We start from the raw sequence: 19,634 nt of genomic DNA, 5'->3' as shown, positions 1-19,634 counted from the left end.
CTATTCTGCAAGCGTGCAGGAATAGAGCCGACTATCGGGCATTTGAAATCAGACTTTCGTTTAGGACGCAACTTTTATAAAGGTGTGTTCGGGGATGTTGTCAATCTGCTCTTAGCCGCAGCAGCGTACAACTTCAAAAGAGCCATGAGGGTTCTTTGGCTACTTGTTGAAAAAATCTGCGGGACACTGTTTTCTTGCAATATCCCGCAGATGAGTACTTTTTAAGGGACGACTATATAGTCTATACTAATAATACTCTCTGTTTAACCCATAACAATGCGACAGACTTAAATCCCATATAAATAAAAAAAACGAGCTAATTCTTTTTATAGAACCACTCGCCACCGCATCAGAAAAGCCTAAAGGCTTTTCCATAGTACCTCAAATTTCCTGAAAACTAATCTTCTTTTTACCTAAAAACGTCTTACCTATTGTTATCCTTTTACCTTCTATTAAAAACTTATCCTATTGAACTAAACTAAAAAACTTTTAATACCTTAAACTGTCTAATCTAATACCTCTATTTAATATTTTCTTTTACCTTATAAACTAACAGCAATTTCTCAACTGCTTTGCAAAGGTACGAATATTTTTCGTGTGCGCAAACGGTTTTATATTTTATAACACTTCCGCAGGCTATAAGTCTTTCACATCGCTCAATGCAACCAGCTTATTTACAATAGCATAGATAGTCAAACCGGCAGCACTATGTATTTGCAATTTTTTGCTAATATTTCTCCGGTGTGTAATCACCGTATGAATCGACAAAAAAAGCTTTTCCGCTATTTCCTTATTTGTCATTCCCTTCACCACACAGATAACGATTTCCTTTTCCCGCTGGCTAAGCGTATCCTGATTATCCATCCCTTCTTCTTCAGAAACCACATTCAGCAAACCCGCAATTTTCTTAGAAAGAGTTTCCAAATCATCGAATATTGAAATAGACTCATCATACTTACCCAATAATGAAGCATCTACAAAAGAAGTAACCAACGCTATTAAACGTATCCTTTTACCAGATATTTCTTCTCGAAACTTAGCTACATCAAAGTAATCACCAAAAGCAGGATTGACAATCAACATCTCGGGACATTGCGTCCGGACGCAATCGTGCAAAGCTTCAACAGACAACAATTCTATTGGTTGCACTTTTACGTTAGAAAGACGCTTCAATGCAGCAGTCAACCCACCACGAATAATTACAGAGGTCTCTGCAATAGCTATTCGAACAACTTCGTTATTTTTCATTTTCCCTAATCCTCCTTTCCAAATTCAGAATAGCAGGAACAAAAATATAGTCCTCAACCTTGCAATGAGATTCCAGTCCGGCTTCACAAGCATATATGTCGAAAAGAGCCGCGTTCAGAAGATTCTCATTTGCTTTGGCAGGGCAATATTTTATAATGATATTTTTTAGTTCTGTCAACTTCTCCCCTACCTGATCGTGATGTTTGGAAAAGGTACTGATCTGATAGTTTTTGGGAGCATTTCCCTTAATCAATGAATCGACATACTTAAAGACGGTTTTCTCTTCATAATCCATGTGCTTACGCACTTCTCGTGTATATTCATCAAAAAACTTGAGAATAAGAAAAGCTACATCGTCCTGCGAACAATCAATTGCCTCGATCAATTTACGACGAATAGCCGGAAGAGAAAAATCAAGAAAATAAATATGTGCCTGCCGCAGATAATCAATCAATGCAGGTATGGAAATATCATCTTTATCCCCATCGAGCCGGGAAAAGCCTTCAGCCATAAAGTTGACTACAATCAGAAAAGTCCGACAGTCCACTCCATTTAGTTCACAAACTTCTTTGACTGTTTTGTCACCAAACCCCAATGAAAGCCCAAAACGACTCATCACTTGCAACAAAGAATAATTATCGCTGATGAGATCGATCATCTTATCAGTCGGCTTGTATTTCTGTAAATTATCCATCATACCTATGTATATTAGAGAGTACAAAGAAACGGAATATTTTGCTGAAATGCAATCATCATTTATAGGTATTTTAAATCATCATTTATTGGCAAATACTAATTATACGCTACTATTTTGTGGCACAACTTTAGGCAAGCTAGTCTTTTTTTAGTAATTTTGTCGCTATCTATTTGTAATTAGTAACTCATAATTTTATATTTAATAAAATGGCAAACGAACTCGAGCTGAAATACGGCTGCAACCCCAATCAAAAGCCTGCCCGTATCTTCATGAAAGAAGGAGAACTCCCCATCGAAGTATTGAACGGACGTCCCGGTTATATCAATTTGTTGGATGCGTTCAACAGTTGGCAATTAGTGAAAGAACTGAAAGAGGCTACCGGACTGCCGGCTGCCGCTTCTTTTAAACATGTCAGCCCTGCAGGTGCTGCTGTTGCGGTAGAAATGAGCGACACGCTGAAAAAGATTTATTTTGTGGACGACATGAAACTGTCTCCATTAGCTACAGCATACGCCCGCGCACGTGGCGCAGACCGTATGTCATCTTACGGAGACTTTATCGCATTGTCCGACACCTGTGATGAAGAAACAGCACGCATCATCAACCGTGAAGTATCCGACGGCGTCATTGCTCCTGACTATACTCCCGAAGCACTGGAGATTCTGAAGAATAAAAGAAAAGGAACCTATAATGTAATAAAGATAGATCCTGCATACCGCCCGGCTCCTATCGAACACAAAGATGTATTCGGAGTGACTTTCGAACAGGGAAGAAACGAATTAAAGATCGATGAGAGTCTTTTGAAAGAGATGCCTACGCAGAATAAGGAAATTCCGGCTGATGCGAAACGCGACTTAATCATTGCCTTAATCACTTTAAAATATACGCAATCCAATTCGGTGTGTTATGCCAAAGACGGGCAGGCAATCGGTATTGGCGCAGGCCAACAGTCACGCATCCACTGTACGCGTCTGGCAGGAAATAAAGCAGATATCTGGTATTTACGCCAACATCCGAAAGTGATGAACTTGCCATGGATTGAAAAAATCCGTCGTGCAGATCGTGACAACACTATCGACGTTTACATCTCGGAGGATTATGACGATGTATTGGCAGACGGCGTTTGGCAGCAGTTCTTCACAGAAAAGCCGGAAGTGCTGACACGTGAAGAAAAACGGGCATGGCTGAATATGATGACAGGTGTAGCTTTAGGATCGGACGCTTTCTTCCCATTCGGAGATAATATAGAACGCGCGCATAAAAGCGGTGTCAGCTACATTGCACAACCGGGTGGTTCCGTACGTGATGACCATGTGATTGGAACTTGCGACAAATATAATATGGCAATGGCATTTACAGGCATCCGCCTATTCCACCATTAACAATATCGACTATTTTTATTCCATATATCCCCATTTATAATGAGAATGAGACAAATCTTCCATTATAAATGGGGATTTCCTATTTCTTCAAGCCCCTCTATCTTTGCAGCGTTACATTTAAAAACGAATCAAAGATGAATAAAATTGGTGTATTTTATGGTTCCACAACCGGAACAACAGAAGACCTTGCCCGTCGAATTGCAGAGAAATTAGATGTACCATCGGCAGATGTATTTGATGTATCCAAGCTAACAGAGGCATTAGTCAATGAATATGACGTATTGGTGCTCGGCTCTTCCACTTGGGGAGCAGGCGAACTTCAGGACGACTGGTACGATGGAGTAAAAGTTTTAAAGAAATGTGATTTATCTCATAAGTCTGTAGCCCTGTTCGGTTGTGGCGATTCTGACTCGTATAGCGACACCTTCTGTGACGCAATAGGCATTCTTTATGAAGACTTGAAAGATACCCATTGTAAATTCTGTGGAGCAACAGACACCGCAGGTTACACATTCGACTCTTCTATCGCTGTTGTAGACGGCAAGTTTGTAGGCCTTCCGCTTGACGAAGTCAACGAAGATAGCAAAACAGACGAACGTATCAGCGCATGGGCTGAACAAGTGAAACAAGAAATTAGCTAATTTTACCTTAACATAAAAAGAATACTTTGCATCATGGCAACTGAAAGAATCATCCCCGGCGAAATCCGAATTTTTCTTAATCATATTTATGAGTTTAAGAAAGGCGTACGCAACATGGTACTTTACACAATGAGTAAAGAGCACGAAGAATTTGCCATCCGCCGATTGAAAAATCAAAAGATCAGTTATATGATACAGGAAGTAGGTACCAATAAAATCAACCTGTTTTTTGGAAAGGCAGAATGTATGGAAGCCATGCGGCACATCATCATCCATCCTTTAAATCAACTGACTGCCGAAGAAGATTTTATTTTAGGAGCCATGCTGGGATATGACCTATGCCAGCAATGCAAACGATATTGCAGTAAAAAAGAAGGTATAAAGATGGCAGTTTAAGCGATAACCTTAGCATAAGTTTAGCTTTGTTTGTATGTAGTTTGTCTTGAGTGGAATCGTTTCTTTAAAAATAGGTATCCATTAAAACATTTTCCAATGGAAACTTGTTGTATAAGAAACGATTCACTCAATTATAACAAAATCAAACATTGCAATGAAGCAGCAACAAGAACAACTTACCGCCTATACACTGGCCGGTATTTTCACCCTTTCATTACGACTTATTGTTGGTTGGACTTATTTTTCAGCCTTTTGGCGGAGACTCGTCCTCGAAAACAAACTTATCCCGGATTCTACCGGATACATTGGAGAGAAGTTCAATCATTTCCTACCTAATTCCATAGGAATCAAACCCATCATCGAATATCTCGTCAGCACCCCCGATTTACTTTGGTGGGCGATGGTTATCTTTACTATCATTGAAGGTGTTGTCGGATTACTCTATATGCTTGGTTTCTTTACCAGATTAATGAGTATCGGCGTATTCAGTCTTGCATTCGGCATTCTGTTGGGTTCCGGCTGGTTAGGAACAACCTGTCTTGATGAATGGCAAATAGGTATTTTAGGCGTATCCGCAGGATTCACCATTTTCCTGTCCGGCGGCGGAAAATACTCTTTGGATTATCTGCTACAGCCCCAACTATCCAAAAATAAATGGCTGGTATGGGTTACTTCCGGCGAACTTCCATTGTCTATCAAGCGATTCAGTAAAGTAGCAATCGGCGGTGCAGCCATATTGTTCATACTCACCCTATATACCAACCAGGTTTTTCATAATGGCGTATGGGGACCACTACATAACAAATCAGTAAAACCCAAAATTGAGATATCAGATGCAAATGTCAATAACGGAGCCCTGTCTTTTAAAGTATATCGTGTTGAGGGTGCCGATGTATACGGCTCATTTCTTATTGGCATTACTCTTAAAGACACAAGTGGAAAAGTGATACTTCAAAAGAATGGAGAAGACCTTGCATTATTCCCTCTCACTAATATAAAGAATGATTATATAGCTAAGGTAGTCCCTGGTAAACATAGCCTTATCATCCCATTGGGCAGCAAAGCTACTTTGGCAATTAGAGATAACAGTTTGCAAAATCTTCCCGAAGGCCAGTATGAATTAATATTGACCGACATTAGTGGAATTACTTGGAATAAAAACATCACAATCGAGTAAATCCGGCCTACTCTACAAACGGATCATAGACAAAGGTGTATATCAGCAAAATTTATTCGGCTGGCATACACCTTTATTCTTTTATTTTACCAAAATAACAGGTTTTATCTTCTCAAGCACTCAAAATTACCTACATATACTGAATTTTAGAAATTACTATGCCTAGTATTGGGTATTGCCATATCTTTTAACCTCATATAACTTTGCAGCCGATAAAATTATTAAAAAAATGAGAAAAATAACTGCAATCATTATTCTTTGTTTCCTACATTCTCTCACACTTCCGGCACAGGAAACTAAAAAAAAGTCTAAAAACCGTAAAACTTCTTCCACAGAAGAATATACTAAATTCCGTTTCGGAGGGTATGGAGAAATGGCGGCGAGCTATAAAGATTATAATTTCAATCGTTTTACTCCCAATGGTTCCGGTAAACTTAATCGTGGAGAGATTTCCATTCCACGTTTTGTATTAGCCTTTGATTATAAATTCTCCTCCAAATGGGTATTGAGTACCGAAATCGAATTTGAATACGGAGGTACGGGATCTGCTCGCGAAATTGAATGGTTTGAAGAGAACGGCGAATATGAAACAGAGATTGAAAAAGGCGGTGAAGTAGCTTTGGAACAATTTCATATCACCCGTCTCATTAATAAGCACATCAATCTGCGTTTCGGACACATGATTGTACCGGTAGGATTGACCAACAACCATCATGAGCCTATTAATTTCTTTGGAGTTTACCGCCCGGAAGGTGAAACAACGATATTGCCTTCCACCTGGCATGAAACAGGTATCGCCGTATTCGGTGAAATTGGACGGTTTGATTATGAACTTCAATTAGTCAATGGGCTTGATCCACAAGGATTCCGCAGCGAAGACTGGATAAAAAACGGCAGACAAGGAGCATTCGAAGTCAACAATTTCACCAGTCCGGCTTTTGTAGCCCGCGTAAACTACCATGGGGTAAAAGGATTAAGAGTAGGTGCTTCTTTCTATTATAACCAGACAGCAAAGAACGGAACTAAGCCTTGGAGAAATACAGGTTATAAATTTCCGGTAACCATTGTAACCGGTGATTTGCAATACAAAGGCTTTAATAACAACCTGATTGTACGCGGAAATGCCGTTTATGGAAACCTAGGAGCGAGCGGAGCTTTAACCACAATCAACAACAGTTCTTCAGCAGCTTCCGGTTACCCTAACACAACAGTAGCACAAAATGCAGTCAGCTACGGGGGTGAAGCAGGATATAATATAGGTTCTTTCTTCCATTCTAAAGCTCCCCGTATCTATCCTTTTATTCGTTATGAATATTACAATCCGATGGAAAAGACAGAAGCTAACACAGGTTTGTTGGCCGACAAACGTTTTCAGGTATCAGCCGTAACAGCTGGATTGAATTACTACGCTCTACCCAATCTAGTAATTAAAGCAGACTACACCCACCGCTCCATAGGAGGTGGAAAATATAATGACGAAAACTTAGTCTCTGTAGGCATAGCCTATATTGGTTGGTTTATCAAAAAATAAATATAATTTTTAATAGCAATGAAAATGAAAACATGGAAATTTCTGCCTATAATGGCAATGGGAGTATGTATGGCGATGACCTCTTGTAGTGAAGATTCTAAAAAAGAAGATGTTTCACCCAACCCATTTGCGGGTTTTAATACCCCGGACAGTGGCACTGCAACAGATGATGAATTAAAGGCTGCGGTTGCAACGTATGTAGATGATGTAGTGATTCCTACTTATCAAGATATGTACAATAAAGTAACCGCATTAAACACGGCAGTACAAAAGTTATCAACGTCCTCCAGTGATAATGATGTAGCCAATGCAGCAGACGCTTGGGTTGCAGCACGTAAACCCTGGGAAAAAAGTGAAGCTTTTCTATATGGTCCGGCAGATTTGAATAAGCTCGATCCTAGTCTGGATAGCTGGCCTTTGGATAAAGGAGGTATTGATGCAATTCTACAGTCCGGAAATTGGGAAGACGCTGTCGGAGGAGACGTAGACGACGGTGATGATGCACCAGCCGATGCACCACAGAACTTGCGTGGTTTCCATACTGCCGAATATTTATTGTTTGAGGATGGTGAAGCAAAAAAAATCACAGACCTGGATGCTAATAAAATAGGATACCTCAAGGCTGTTGTCGGACGTATGTCAAAAGACACAGAGCTTTTGTTAAAAGGTTGGACAGAAGGTAAAAATCTGGAGAACGGTGCCTATAAAGATGCAATGAAAGCACCTAACGGAACTTACTCTATAAGCAATATCAAACAATCTGTTGCAATGATACTAAACTCTGACAATGGTGCAGAAGGAATTGCCAATGAAGTAGGTGCAACGAAAATCGGAGATCCGGTAGATAAGTGGAACAGCGGAGATAAAGAAGGTGGTGTATTAGCCGTAGAATCCTGGTATAGCTGGAACTCTTTAGATGATTATACTGATAACATTTACAGCATCCGTAATGCTTACTATGGTAGTTTAGACGGAACTGTTGCCAGTGCAAGTCTGTGCTCTATCATGAAAAAAGTGAACCCGACATTGAACGACATGGTTGTTAAGCAGATTCAGGAAACAATCACAGCAATCAATGACATACCTCACCCCTTCCGTAACAATTTAGGCGCTACTACTGAAGTTAAGAATGCTCAAAACCAATGCGCATTTTTATGCAGTGGTCTGGCTTTAGTCCGCGGAAAATTAGCAGGAGAATAAACAATATTAATTATGATGACTAAGTTCTTTCTTTTAGGAAAGCCGGTTATCAAAGCATTACGAGGAGGACTCCCAAGGCGATTGGGAAGAATCCTCTTTGTTGCGATAAATATAGGCTTCCTGCAAGGTTGTGATCATGATGCTTTCGACGGCATTATTTATAAGCCAAACGGAGAAATAGCAAAACCGGAGGAATTATCAGCCGGTATTTCCACTATTTTTTCTACCGTAAGTGGCGCTTATGACACCAATGCAGACTGGGTCACCGGTGAATTATTAACACGTTTCAATCGTGGCGATGGTTTGTATGACAATTCTCGTGGAGTAGGTACAGGCAGCGGTAATGGATTAGGACCTATTTTTGGAGGCTATTCCTGCGGAGCTTGCCATAGAAACACAGGACGTACTACTCCGGCATGGGTCACAGGTGGTTCCGGTGCAGGCTTTTCATCTATGCTGGTTTATATTACACGCAAAACCGGAGGATATTTCCCCGAATATGGCCGTGTATTACATGACCAGTCCATTTATGGCGTAAAAGCCGAAGGCAAAATAAAGATAACCACTACTACCGAAAAGTTCAAGTTTCCCGATGGAGAAGAATATGAATTAATAACTCCTCATTATGAAATAACAGATTGGTATGATTATGAAATAAAGCCCGAAGATCTGATTATTTCGGTACGTGCCCCCTTGCGGCATGTCGGCATGGGTCAGATGATGGCACTTAACCACGATGAATTGAAACAGTTGGCAGCTCAAAGTAACTATCCCGAATACGGCATTAGCGGACGCCTGAATTATGTGACGGAAAAAGGAAAATATGACATTGGAATATCCGGCAACAAAGCCAACCATCAGGATTTAACAGTAGAACTGGGATTCTCTTCGGATCTGGGGGTAACCAATGACCGTTTTCCACATGAAGTGGGCGAAGGACAATCACAAATGATGGGATTTGCCAACCAAGGTGTAGAGATTTCGACCCGTGACATGGAAGATGTCGATTTATATATGCAGACATTGGGAGTTCCTGCACGCCGCAACGTGGATGACGAAACCATCAAACATGGAGAGCAAATGTTCTATCAAGCAAAATGCCATTTATGCCATACCGTTACTTTACATACCCGCCCGCGAGGCAGCGTATTACTGAACGGAACTCAACTACCCTGGCTGGGCAATCAGATCATTCATCCCTACTCCGACTTCTTATTACACGACATGGGACAAGGATTAGCTGACGATTACCCTAGCGGCCTGGCACGCGGTTGCGAATGGCGTACTACTCCATTATGGGGAATCGGCCTGCAGGAAATTGTCAACGGACATACCTATTTCCTGCATGACGGACGGGCACGTAACCTGACAGAAGCCATCATGTGGCATGACGGCGAGGGAGCCGCTTCACGTTCCATTTTCTCCCGCATGTCGAAAGAAGATCGCGCAGCCTTACTAACATTCTTGAACAGTTTATAATATAATCAGCAACAACAATGAAAAAAAAATATCTAGCACTCGCGCTCACTGCATTTCTGTGCAGCCACTCTTATGCTCAAGATTCAAATGCAAAAGAAATCGATGATAAATATGTAGAGAATGATGTTGTTTCGCTGGCAGGAAAGAAAGGTTTTTCTTTTTCTACCAAAGCCGGTGATTTCTTATTCAAGCCCTATGCCTTAGTTCAAACCAGCCTCTCTTTCAACCGATATGACGATCAAGGTTTGGAAAGCCTTTATGCACGTAACTGGGCAAACAGTGGTTTTGCTATTCCGAACGCAATACTCGGATTTACAGGCAAGGCATTCGGGAAAGTTACATTCAATTTATCACTGAATGCGGCAAAAAGCGGTGCCGCCTTATTGCAACAAGCCTGGTTTGATGTAGCGCTCAAAGAATCATTCCGTATTCGTGTCGGGAAGTTTAAAACGCCGTTTATGCATGCCTATCTGACCACACTGGGGGAAACATTATTTCCGGTGTTGCCCAGTTCCGTGGCAGGTGGCGTATTAATGCCCTATGACATCAATGCTGTGAAGCCGAGCATAGCTACCGGCTTCGACCTGGGTGTTCAGATACATGGTTTGATTAACGGAAAATGGAATTATCAGTTAGGTATTTTCAATGGCACAGGGATTGATGTCAATTCGGCAACCAAAGGAATGTGTGATGATCATAAATGGCTGCCCCAACTGCTTTACTCCGGTCGCCTGGTATATATGCCCAAAGGTGAAATGCCAGCCACACAAGGTAATCCGAACAATCTGAAAGAAGATAAAATGCAATTCGGTGTATCTACATCTTATAATGCCGAGGCCGAAGATCATAGTAGCAGCGATTGGCGTATAGGTGCAGAGTTTGCCATGGTAAAGAACCGTTTCTACTTTGCAGCCGAAGGTTATTACATGAATATGCATTTCACAGAAATCATGCATAAAGACAAAGACCTGAATTACTGGGGAGCTTATACACAGGCCGGTTATTTTGTAACTCCTAAATTACAGGCTGCTCTCCGTTATGATATATTCGATCGCAACGGGACAGACGAAGGCGGTTTGTTGAATATGCCTGCCATCGGAGCCAATTACTACTTTGTCGGTTCTAATTTAAAACTTCAGATGATGTACCAATATCTGGGCAGAACCGGTCATGACACGCAGACTGATCGTGATAATGATGGAGTGGGACTATCACGCCATAGCGTTACCGCTATGTTACAATTCACTTTCTAATGTATAGGAGGAGGAATCTGTCTATGAATAAAAGACTCAACTATTTATTGATAACCTGTGCCTGCCTAAACCTGTGTTCAGCTTGTGATGAAGGTAAAATCTATCCGGATGACACGATTGACAGTGGACGTACGGCTACTGTAACACTTCATTTCACCCATCTGGATGCTTGGCCGCAGAAAAACAATATGTCATTAATCTCCTTAGGTGAGGACGGAGTTACTCCCATATTGGTTAAGCGCATTCTGGAACCATCTAGCGAGGCAGAAGCTGTAACTGTAACATTAAACAACTTAAACGGAAACACGCGTAGTATTGCCGTAGCCGTTATCACGTCCGGAATGTCTTTGGTGCATGCGTATCAGTCATTTCCCGTAAATGCGTCGGATGAATCGCTGACTTTACCAGAGACAACAATCGAAGTGGCTTCATTCAGCCGCATCCAAACGCAAGTTTTCAATGCCAAATGTGTGATGTGTCATGGAGGAAGTACAACAACAGCCGGAGATTTGGATCTGACGGCAGCCAAAGCCTATCAATCACTGATTAATGTAAAAGCTCCCCATTCTGCGAAAGGAAAGAATTATGTCACTCCTGGAGATTTAAACAACAGTTATTTATTAGATGTATTAGAGCACGATAATCACATCGATATATTCAATGGAGCTGAACAACGTGAAGTTCGCGCTTTGATTCGGACATGGATCAAAGCAGGAGCCGAAAACAATTAACTTGTAACAGAAATTTTTGATATGAACAGCAAAAAACAACAACCCTTGAAATCAGAAAAGACTTTAGCAGAAATATTTAAATACGAAGTGGCAGACGGTGTTTCCGAGTATCATTTAATGATTCACGCAATCCAGCCGGAATCCACTTATGAAGAACAATTAAACGCCATTATAGATACATACTACCAATTACGGGAAAAAGAACTGCAAGGGACCGTCGCCATTTTCAAACGATACTTTTTGAGCGACGCTTCCAATCAGGCAGATACCTTGTTGGCACTTACTGCTGAAAGCTCGGATTGCGCACTTTCTATCGTAGAACAGCCACCATTGAATGGAACCAAAGTAGCAGTATGGATTTACCTTCAGACGAAAGTACAGACACAAATGCTGCATAATGGTCTTTTCGAAGTCAAGCATGGACCCTACCGTCACCTTTGGGGTGGCAGCTCTTTCAATCGGGCAGCCAACTCCGAATACCAAACCCGGCTACTATTAAACGACTATGTTATGCAGCTCATTGAACAAGGTTGCAAACTAGCCGCCAACTGTATTCGTACCTGGTTTTTCGTACAGAATGTGGATGTGAATTATGCCGGAGTAGTAAAGGCACGTAACGAAGTATTCGTTACCCAGAACCTGACGGAAAAGACACACTATATCTCCAGCACAGGTATCGGCGGACGCCATGCTGACCCCAAAGTACTTGTACAAATGGACACGTATGCCGTTGGCGGAATCAAACCCGAACAAATTCATTTCCTTTATGCGCCAACACATTTGAATCCCACCTATGAGTATGGTGTCAGTTTTGAACGTGGCACGTATGTAGATTATGGAGACCGGCGCCAAGTATTCATCTCCGGAACAGCAAGTATTAATAATAAAGGCGAGGTGGTATATCCGGGAGAGATCCGTAAACAGACAGAGCGGATGTGGGAAAATGTAAAGGCTTTACTGAAAGAAGCAGAATGTACATTTGATGATATGGGACAAATGATCGTGTATCTGCGTGACATAGCAGATTATACCATCGTCAAAGAAATGTACGACAAACGTTTTCCTTGTACCCCTAAGGTATTTGTACATGCGCCGGTATGCCGCCCGGGATGGTTGATCGAGATGGAATGTATGGGAGTAAAAACCTGTGAAAATAAGGAATACGCTCCCTATTAATATCATTAAAAAGATATGCCGTTGAAAAGATTACTTATCATTTTATACATCTGTCTGATAGGATTACTTGCCGCAGCCACTTTCATAGAGCAAGCATACGGGACAGAGTTTGTAGAAAGAAATATATATCACACAATCTGGTTTTGTTGTTTGTGGGGAGTTATTGCTGCAATAGGGGTTGTTGCCCTCATCCGACGTTCCTTATGGCGGCGACTTCCCGTTTTGCTGTTTCATGGCTCCCTCCTCGTTATCTTGGTGGGGGCCATGATTACATTTATCTATGGCGAACAAGGATATATGCATTTACGTCCGGATACAGTAAAAAGCAGCTTTCATTCGCCACAGGGCGACAAGAACATTCATCTGCCATTCACGATGAAGCTAGATAGTTTCCGGGTAGAGTATTATCCGGGGACAAAAGCTCCCGCCGATTATGTCAGTCATATCAGCTATTCACTTCCCGGTCAGAAAGATTCCGTGCACAACGAATGTATCTCAATGAACCGTATCTTTACTACACAAGGCTTCCGATTTTATCAGTCCTCATTTGACGAAGACGGTCAAGGAAGTTGGCTGACAGTAAATTATGATCCATGGGGTACAAGAGTGACCTATAGCGGCTACATTCTACTGGGCATCTCTATGATTTTACTACTATTTTGCCGTCAGGGAGAGTTTCGTAAGTTACTAAATCATCCCTTATTGAAAAAAGGAGGATTATTTATCTTATTCCTTTTCTACCTGACAGGAACAATGCAGGCACAGCAAACACCTCTTCGTGTATTAAACAAAATACAAGCAGACAGCTTGGCACAACAACAGGTTATTTACCATGACCGGGTAGTACCATTCAATACACTGGCAAGAGACTTCGTCAAAAAACTGACAGGAAAAATCTACTATAAAGGATTGACTCCCGAGCAAGTTATAAGCGGTTGGATTCTTTACCCGGATTCATGGAAGAATGAACCTATGATATACATCAAAAGTCCCGAACTGCATCATTTACTCGGTTTGGAATCTTCTTATGCACGCTTGACCGATTTATTTGACGGTCCAGTCTACCGTCTTCAGAAAACCTGGCAACAAGAACAGGGAAAAAGTAGCAAACTCGCCAAAGCCATCCAGGAAACGGATGAAAAAGTGGGACTGATCCTGATGGTGGAAAAAGGAACATTCATCCAGCCATTACCCACTGATGGTAGCGTGCAACCTCTCTCCGAACTGGAAGTGAAAGCCGAATTACTCTACAACCGGATTCCGTTCAGCAAGATTCTTTTTATGATAAATCTGTCATTGGGAGTGTTGTCTTTCATGCTTCTACTTCATAACAGCCTGCAAAGAAATACACCCTCGCCCAAAGCCAAAACGATTTCCCGCACAGCAGGAACGATCTTTTCTGTTGCACTCTATCTTGCTTTCATATTCCATTTAGCAGGATATTGCCTGCGCTGGTATATTGGCGGACGTGTTCCTCTTAGCAACGGTTATGAGACAATGCAGTTCATGGCACTCTGCATCCTCTTGATAGCCTGTCTGCTCCATCGAAGATTCTCATTTATACTTCCATTCGGATTCTTGCTCTCCGGCTTTGCGTTGTTAGTCTCTTATCTGGGACAGATGAATCCCCAGATCACCCCATTAATGCCGGTGCTCGTCTCTCCGTGGCTAAGTATTCATGTTTCATTGATTATGATGTCTTATGCCCTATTGGCATTCATCATGCTAAACGGAATACTGGCATTATGCCTCCGAAAAAAAGAATCGGAAAACAATGTCTCCGGAAACGACGCTGTACAAGACAACCGGATAGAACAGTTGACGCTAGTCAGCCGTTTGCTACTCTACCCTGCTACGTTCTTTTTAGGGGCAGGCATCTTTCTGGGAGCAGTTTGGGCAAACGTTTCCTGGGGAAGATACTGGGCGTGGGACCCGAAAGAAGTATGGGCGCTGATCACTTTCCTGGTATATGGAGTAGCATTCCATTCACAAAGCCTGCGCATTTTCCGCAAACCACTATTCTTCCATATCTATATGATTCTTGCTTTCCTGACTGTCTTAATGACCTATTTCGGAGTAAATTATGTTCTTGGGGGGATGCATAGTTATGCAAATTCCTAAACCACTATATATAGCTAGTAACCGATAGAAGAATACCCATTTTAGGGGATTGCGGGAAAAGCGGAAAGCCCCTATCTTTGCAGTATCAGAATTAAATTAATTAGTCATAATTATATTACGTAGCCACATTAAAAATACATAGAAATCGGCCGAAGTGATTCACCCGCATTTCTTTTATTTGGTTGTTAAGTTAGAAAAAACCATATAATGTATTCATTTTGGAATATGAATAGATGACATATTCTAAAAGAGGCAAGGACGTCCGGCTTGTGAAAGCCGGACGTTTTTTTATATCAGTAAGAGAATAAAGTAAGAGAGCTCATGCATTCATGAGCTCTTTCCAACCAGCCGTTTCGAAAACGATATACTCCGCTATAAATTTCTCCATCTCCTCCTTCTTCACAGGATGCAACACCAACTCTTCGAGTAAGGCAAACAACCATACCGTATTCAAGTGAATGAAAAAATTGGTTATTGCTATATTGATATGCGGATATTTCTGTTTCATTCCTTGAAAAAAGACAGAAATCGTACGCGTCATCAAATCCGTATATTCGGAACGGAAGTTCTCCAAAACAGAACCTTGTGCCTGAAAAAGCAGCAGCCGTAAACGGTCACGATGTTCAGAGACTAATCTGATATATTCCCGTACAGATGTTTTCTGGTAATCCGAATCCATAAAGACATCGATTGTCATCTGATCGGCATCATGATTATAAATCATAGCATACAGATCATTCAATACCGGTTTCAGAATCGTACGGAATATCTCATCTTTATTGGTGAAATAATGATAGATATTACTCACCGTCATCCCTGCCCTCGAAGCTATTTCACGCATAGAGGCATCCTTGTATCCCTTTTCCAGAAACACTTCTTCGGCTACCTTCAAGATTCGCTCTTGTATATCTCCCTTCAAAAACTGCATAGTATCACTGCTATTTATCCATTCATATTTGTAACCTGTCTGTTCACCATCCGGGCAAATATACCATTTTTCTTTTTCAATTCCTCCGGTGTTCCCATTTCAGCAACACTTCCATTCTCCAATACTACAATTTTGTCGGCATTGGCAACGGTTCGCATACGGTGCGCAATAATCAGTACTGTTTTGTTACGTACCAATTCCGATATGCCTGCCTGTATCTTGGTTTCATTTTCCACATCGAGCGAAGCAGTAGCCTCATCCAGCAAAACAATTGGAGCATCCTTCAACAAAGCGCGGGCGATGGAAATACGCTGCCGCTCACCACCTGACAATGTTTCCCCGTTCTCACCGATAATCGTCTGATATCCCTGCGGCATTTTAGTGACAAACTCATCACATTGTGCTAGGCGGGCAACTCTCCGGACTTCCTCATCCGTAGCATCCCGTTTGCCAATACGGATATTATCCATGATGGAAGCATTAAAAAGAACTACTTCCTGAAAAACAACGGAATAGTTCGTCAGTAACGTTTCAGGATCAATCCGGCTGATATCCTGTCCGCCGAGGGTAATCTTTCCCGACTGAATATCCCAAAAACGTGCTGCCAACCTGGCTGCCGTACTCTTGCCACTGCCCGAAGGACCCACCAAAGCTGTTTTTTCGCCTTGTCGGGCAGTAAAGGACAAGTTCTTCAATATTTGTTTTCCCTGCTCATAAGCAAAGTCTACCTGCTGAAACTCGATGTCATAGCCTTTAGGAGTAAAATCGGTAGTTCCATGCTGTACCGGCAATGCTTCCATCTCATTCATTCTGCTGATACGCACATCCAGATAGAACAAAGCGGCAATATTATTCATCACCTCGCTGATCGGAGCATATACACGCGAGCCGATCACCATAAATATAAGATAGGTAAACAAATCGATTGTCCCCGAAGCCAAGAGATTGGCACCGACGATAATGACGCTTGCCAAGCCGAGTTTCAATACACTTTGGGAACCGTTTACCAATATGCCGAGCACCAGTTCATTACGGGTCAGTACCTTTTCATAGGTATCGATGCTTGCATCCAATTTCTCCAGATAGTCCCTCTCCTGATTATAAGATTTTATCTCCTGAATAGTATCAAGTCCTTCTTGAATATGTTCAGTCACCATTCGCTTGTTCAGATAATTACTTTCATTGCTTTTCTGTATTTCCTTCTTCGAGAAAAGAAGAATTGCGGCGGCAAGCGGCACTACCCAGAACAAAGCAATCGTCAACTGCCAGTTATAAAATGCCATACCGACGGTAATAAGCAGAATGCTGATAATGGAAGCAAACAACTGGGGAACCGCATGCGAGAAAGTATGTTCGAGATCAGTGCAGTCATCCATAATCGTGGCGGTAAGGTCGGAAAGATTCTTTTCGCCGAAGAAAGCCAGAGGCAACTTGCGAAGTTTTTCCGCCAATGAGATACGCCGGTTCGCGCTCTCATCATAAACGGTGGTATAGGTGCTACGATATTGCAATACCGCAAATATATACATGACTATCATAAAGATAATACCGAGTATGCTATAGTAGAGAATACCATGCGTCACCGAAACCGAAGGCTGAAACACCGGACGAAGATATTCCTCAAGAAAGAGAAAAACAAATACCGCCGGCAACATCAATACAATATCTAGCAGTGTAGTGAAAAACACACCTTTACAGAAATCTTTTGCTCCTTTAGTTGAAAGGGCAAAACGTCTTTTTATTACTTCAATCATTAGAAACCTCCTTTCCTATTGTCCAGCGAACGGATTGCTGGTATTCATTCCACATATTATAATAGATACCTTGTTTTTCAAGCAGTTTGGCATGTGTGCCTTGTTCCGCAATCTTACCCTTGTCAATCACAAGAATATTATCGGCATCCGTGATGCTTGAAAGACGGTGGGCAATCATCAATACGGTTTTTCCTTTTGTCAGTTCTTTCAGGGCTTGCTGAATCAGATGCTCATTTTCGGGATCGGCAAAAGCAGTCGCTTCGTCCAGTACGATGATGGGGGCATTTTTCAGTATCGCACGTGCGAGCACGATTCGTTGTTGTTCCCCGCCGGAGAGATACGTTCCTTCTGTACCGATCTTTGTATTTAGTCCGAGCGGAAGTTTATTGATAATTTCCCGGCATTGTGCCATATCTACTGCCCGTTCCACTTCCTCCATTGTCGCGTTGGGATTACCATATTTGATATTTTCAAGCAAAGAAGTCTTAAATAGCTTTGTATTCTGAAACACAAAAGAAATATGTTTCATCAGTTCTTCAGGGGCGATTTCTCTTACATTGATGCCACCTATTAAAACCTTCCCTTCTGTTGCCTCCCAGAAACGGGGAACAAGACGGGCAATTGTCGTTTTCCCTCCGCCTGAAGCTCCGACAAGAGCTACTGTCCTTCCTTGCGTAATGGTGAAACTGATATCATCTACCGCCTTTTGATTAGCTCCCGGATAGCTGAAGGAAACCTTTTCGAACTGAATACTGAATTCCTTTACCGGTTGTGGATGCGCTACAACAGTCAGGTGCTCATAAGCAACCAGATTTTCAAGACGTCCGATGGCCTCACTCGCCTGCCCCAAAGCCTGATTGAGATACATACTTTTCATGATACTTTGGGAGAATACGGGAGTAATGAGAACAAATAGGAAGAAATTAAGTAATACCGATGCATAATTACCAGAATAACCGATCAGCAAAATAGCCAACGGAGCAAGGAAAAACACAAAGCCATTGATAATAACGGTATAGAGCGACATCGGCTTCTCCCACATTCGTGTATAGCCGAATACCATTTTATTATAATTCATGATACAGCGATGAAAGTTCTTGAAAGAGTAAATGGTCTGCTGGAAAACCTTCACTACGGGAATTCCTCTCACATACTCTACAGGTTCGGTATTCATTTCCTCCAGAGAAGTCATGTAGCTTTTCATAAACTGCCGTCCCTCCGCATTCATCATAAATCCCATAACCAGCATGGCAATAATTACAGGAACGATACATGCCAGACCGAGTATCCAGTCGAACATAAAAATCAGTATGACAGCTACCAACGGCACTAGAAAAGTAGCCGCAAGGTCGGGCAACTGATGTGCCAGAAAACTATGGGTAACCCCTGCATTGTCATCTATAATCTTACGGATACGTCCGCTCGTATTAATGTCAAAGAAACCGAGAGGCATACGCACTATCTGGCGCATGGCTTCTTTGCGCAAATTCGATTCAACCCGAAAAGCTGCAAGATGCGAAGACATCAAGGCGGCAAAATAAAGGACGATACTCGCCACGGCCATGCCTGCCGCCCACCAGGCATACGTCACCACATTACCGGAAGAGGTTATCTCTCCGTATTCAAGCAGTTCTCTCACAATCAGCCAAATAAGAATATAAGGCAACATGCCCGCCAGGGCACTTAGGGCAGACAGTAGCATTGCCGCAGGCAAAAGCACTTTCCGTTTACCCATGTAGTTCTGAAGTTTTTTCAATGTACTCATAACGTACGTTCAATCTATATTAAGTTCGACAATCATTTAACTTATCGCTTGTTTTCAAAAAAGAACAATATTCGAAATCGTTCAAAAAAAAAGAGAGCTTATATTTCTATAAGCTCTCTTCATCCCATTCAATCCGGTGCATGTGCACCTTTGAT

17 protein-coding genes are annotated in these 19,634 nt (G+C 41.9%); 12 read left to right on the top strand and 5 right to left on the bottom strand.

What is annotated here, in order from left to right; all coding sequences use genetic code 11:
- Positions 1-225: transposase (locus HMPREF0106_RS26150; RefSeq protein WP_157133821.1), on the top strand; the 225-nt coding region annotated here is incomplete at its 5' end.
- Between the two features lie 411 nt (positions 226-636).
- On the opposite strand, the gene HMPREF0106_RS08345 is transcribed toward HMPREF0106_RS26150, so the two are convergent.
- Together HMPREF0106_RS08345 and HMPREF0106_RS08350 are read right to left on the bottom strand one after the other, a co-directional pair.
- Positions 637-1,248, bottom strand: coding sequence for a helix-turn-helix transcriptional regulator (locus HMPREF0106_RS08345; RefSeq protein ID WP_004312521.1), 612 nt, complete (start codon positions 1,246-1,248; stop codon positions 637-639).
- Entirely contained in the window at positions 1,238-1,942 is a 705-nt protein-coding gene (locus tag HMPREF0106_RS08350) for a hemerythrin domain-containing protein (RefSeq protein ID WP_004312522.1), read from the bottom strand. Before HMPREF0106_RS08350 ends, HMPREF0106_RS08345 begins: the two co-directional genes overlap by 11 nt.
- Positions 1,943-2,151: 209 nt before the next feature.
- Here HMPREF0106_RS08350 and HMPREF0106_RS08355 point away from each other — a divergent pair, with 209 nt between their 5' ends.
- From HMPREF0106_RS08355 to ccsA, 11 genes are all read left to right on the top strand, one after another.
- Positions 2,152-3,327, top strand: a complete 1,176-nt coding sequence (locus HMPREF0106_RS08355) for a phosphoribosylaminoimidazolecarboxamide formyltransferase (protein WP_009040482.1) — start codon at positions 2,152-2,154, stop codon at positions 3,325-3,327.
- 134 nt (positions 3,328-3,461) lie between these two features.
- The gene (gene fldA / locus HMPREF0106_RS08360) at positions 3,462-3,968 is read left to right on the top strand and encodes a flavodoxin FldA (protein WP_004311873.1); all 507 of its coding nucleotides are present in this window, start codon (positions 3,462-3,464) and stop codon (positions 3,966-3,968) included.
- 33 nt (positions 3,969-4,001) lie between these two features.
- Positions 4,002-4,364, top strand: a complete 363-nt coding sequence (locus tag HMPREF0106_RS08365; protein WP_004312525.1) for a DUF2023 family protein — start codon at positions 4,002-4,004, stop codon at positions 4,362-4,364.
- Positions 4,365-4,518: 154 nt separating this feature from the next.
- Complete coding sequence (locus HMPREF0106_RS08370; RefSeq protein WP_004312526.1) at positions 4,519-5,541, top strand: TQO small subunit DoxD; 1,023 nt, start codon at positions 4,519-4,521, stop codon at positions 5,539-5,541.
- A 229-nt stretch (positions 5,542-5,770) separates the two neighbouring features.
- Positions 5,771-7,072 (top strand): porin, encoded by a 1,302-nt coding sequence (locus HMPREF0106_RS08375; RefSeq protein WP_032851505.1) that lies wholly within the window; start codon positions 5,771-5,773, stop codon positions 7,070-7,072.
- A gap of 24 nt (positions 7,073-7,096) precedes the next feature.
- The gene (locus tag HMPREF0106_RS08380; protein WP_004312528.1) at positions 7,097-8,272 is read left to right on the top strand and encodes an imelysin family protein; all 1,176 of its coding nucleotides are present in this window, start codon (positions 7,097-7,099) and stop codon (positions 8,270-8,272) included.
- A gap of 12 nt (positions 8,273-8,284) precedes the next feature.
- Positions 8,285-9,751, top strand: a complete 1,467-nt coding sequence (locus HMPREF0106_RS08385; protein WP_004312529.1) for a di-heme oxidoredictase family protein — start codon at positions 8,285-8,287, stop codon at positions 9,749-9,751.
- A gap of 17 nt (positions 9,752-9,768) precedes the next feature.
- Complete coding sequence (locus tag HMPREF0106_RS08390) at positions 9,769-11,004, top strand: porin (protein WP_004312530.1); 1,236 nt, start codon at positions 9,769-9,771, stop codon at positions 11,002-11,004.
- Between the two features lie 23 nt (positions 11,005-11,027).
- Complete coding sequence (locus tag HMPREF0106_RS08395) at positions 11,028-11,735, top strand: hypothetical protein (RefSeq protein ID WP_004312531.1); 708 nt, start codon at positions 11,028-11,030, stop codon at positions 11,733-11,735.
- A gap of 21 nt (positions 11,736-11,756) precedes the next feature.
- Positions 11,757-12,911: a Rid family hydrolase gene (locus HMPREF0106_RS08400; RefSeq protein ID WP_004312532.1), complete on the top strand. Its 1,155-nt coding sequence runs from the start codon at positions 11,757-11,759 to the stop codon at positions 12,909-12,911.
- Positions 12,912-12,926: 15 nt separating this feature from the next.
- Positions 12,927-15,032, top strand: a complete 2,106-nt coding sequence (gene ccsA, locus HMPREF0106_RS08405; protein WP_004312533.1) for a cytochrome c biogenesis protein CcsA — start codon at positions 12,927-12,929, stop codon at positions 15,030-15,032.
- 319 nt (positions 15,033-15,351) lie between these two features.
- Here ccsA and HMPREF0106_RS08410 read toward each other — a convergent pair whose 3' ends face one another.
- Genes HMPREF0106_RS08410 through HMPREF0106_RS08420 form a run of 3 tightly spaced genes read right to left on the bottom strand, consistent with a single transcriptional unit; the run spans position 15,352 to position 19,479 of the window.
- Positions 15,352-15,960, bottom strand: coding sequence for a TetR/AcrR family transcriptional regulator (locus HMPREF0106_RS08410; protein WP_009040478.1), 609 nt, complete (start codon positions 15,958-15,960; stop codon positions 15,352-15,354).
- A gap of 14 nt (positions 15,961-15,974) precedes the next feature.
- Positions 15,975-17,714, bottom strand: coding sequence for an ABC transporter ATP-binding protein (locus HMPREF0106_RS08415; protein WP_009040477.1), 1,740 nt, complete (start codon positions 17,712-17,714; stop codon positions 15,975-15,977).
- Positions 17,707-19,479 (bottom strand): ABC transporter ATP-binding protein, encoded by a 1,773-nt coding sequence (locus tag HMPREF0106_RS08420; protein WP_009040476.1) that lies wholly within the window; start codon positions 19,477-19,479, stop codon positions 17,707-17,709. The genes HMPREF0106_RS08415 and HMPREF0106_RS08420 overlap by 8 nt, the downstream gene beginning before the upstream one ends.
- Positions 19,480-19,634: the final 155 nt, after the last annotated feature.

Origin of the sequence: Bacteroides sp. D22, from assembly GCF_000163675.1 — a bacterium.
Lineage (GTDB): Bacteria > Bacteroidota > Bacteroidia > Bacteroidales > Bacteroidaceae > Bacteroides > Bacteroides xylanisolvens.
The sequence above is the reverse complement of the archived record's forward strand: the minus strand, read 5'-3'. Positions and strand labels throughout refer to the sequence as shown.

What these genes read in the sequence shown, in the direction of transcription:
- HMPREF0106_RS08345 (WP_004312521.1), bottom strand. Translation starts at nt 1,248, where the DNA reads ATGAAAAATAACGAAGTTGTTCGAATAGCTATTGCAGAGACCTCTGTA.
- HMPREF0106_RS08350 (WP_004312522.1), bottom strand. Translation starts at nt 1,942, where the DNA reads ATGGATAATTTACAGAAATACAAGCCGACTGATAAGATGATCGATCTC.
- HMPREF0106_RS08355 (WP_009040482.1), top strand. Translation starts at nt 2,152, where the DNA reads ATGGCAAACGAACTCGAGCTGAAATACGGCTGCAACCCCAATCAAAAG.
- fldA (WP_004311873.1), top strand. Translation starts at nt 3,462, where the DNA reads ATGAATAAAATTGGTGTATTTTATGGTTCCACAACCGGAACAACAGAA.
- HMPREF0106_RS08365 (WP_004312525.1), top strand. Translation starts at nt 4,002, where the DNA reads ATGGCAACTGAAAGAATCATCCCCGGCGAAATCCGAATTTTTCTTAAT.
- HMPREF0106_RS08370 (WP_004312526.1), top strand. Translation starts at nt 4,519, where the DNA reads ATGAAGCAGCAACAAGAACAACTTACCGCCTATACACTGGCCGGTATT.
- HMPREF0106_RS08375 (WP_032851505.1), top strand. Translation starts at nt 5,771, where the DNA reads ATGAGAAAAATAACTGCAATCATTATTCTTTGTTTCCTACATTCTCTC.
- HMPREF0106_RS08380 (WP_004312528.1), top strand. Translation starts at nt 7,097, where the DNA reads ATGAAAACATGGAAATTTCTGCCTATAATGGCAATGGGAGTATGTATG.
- HMPREF0106_RS08385 (WP_004312529.1), top strand. Translation starts at nt 8,285, where the DNA reads ATGATGACTAAGTTCTTTCTTTTAGGAAAGCCGGTTATCAAAGCATTA.
- HMPREF0106_RS08390 (WP_004312530.1), top strand. Translation starts at nt 9,769, where the DNA reads ATGAAAAAAAAATATCTAGCACTCGCGCTCACTGCATTTCTGTGCAGC.
- HMPREF0106_RS08395 (WP_004312531.1), top strand. Translation starts at nt 11,028, where the DNA reads ATGAATAAAAGACTCAACTATTTATTGATAACCTGTGCCTGCCTAAAC.
- HMPREF0106_RS08400 (WP_004312532.1), top strand. Translation starts at nt 11,757, where the DNA reads ATGAACAGCAAAAAACAACAACCCTTGAAATCAGAAAAGACTTTAGCA.
- ccsA (WP_004312533.1), top strand. Translation starts at nt 12,927, where the DNA reads ATGCCGTTGAAAAGATTACTTATCATTTTATACATCTGTCTGATAGGA.
- HMPREF0106_RS08410 (WP_009040478.1), bottom strand. Translation starts at nt 15,960, where the DNA reads ATGCAGTTTTTGAAGGGAGATATACAAGAGCGAATCTTGAAGGTAGCC.
- HMPREF0106_RS08415 (WP_009040477.1), bottom strand. Translation starts at nt 17,714, where the DNA reads ATGATTGAAGTAATAAAAAGACGTTTTGCCCTTTCAACTAAAGGAGCA.
- HMPREF0106_RS08420 (WP_009040476.1), bottom strand. Translation starts at nt 19,479, where the DNA reads ATGAGTACATTGAAAAAACTTCAGAACTACATGGGTAAACGGAAAGTG.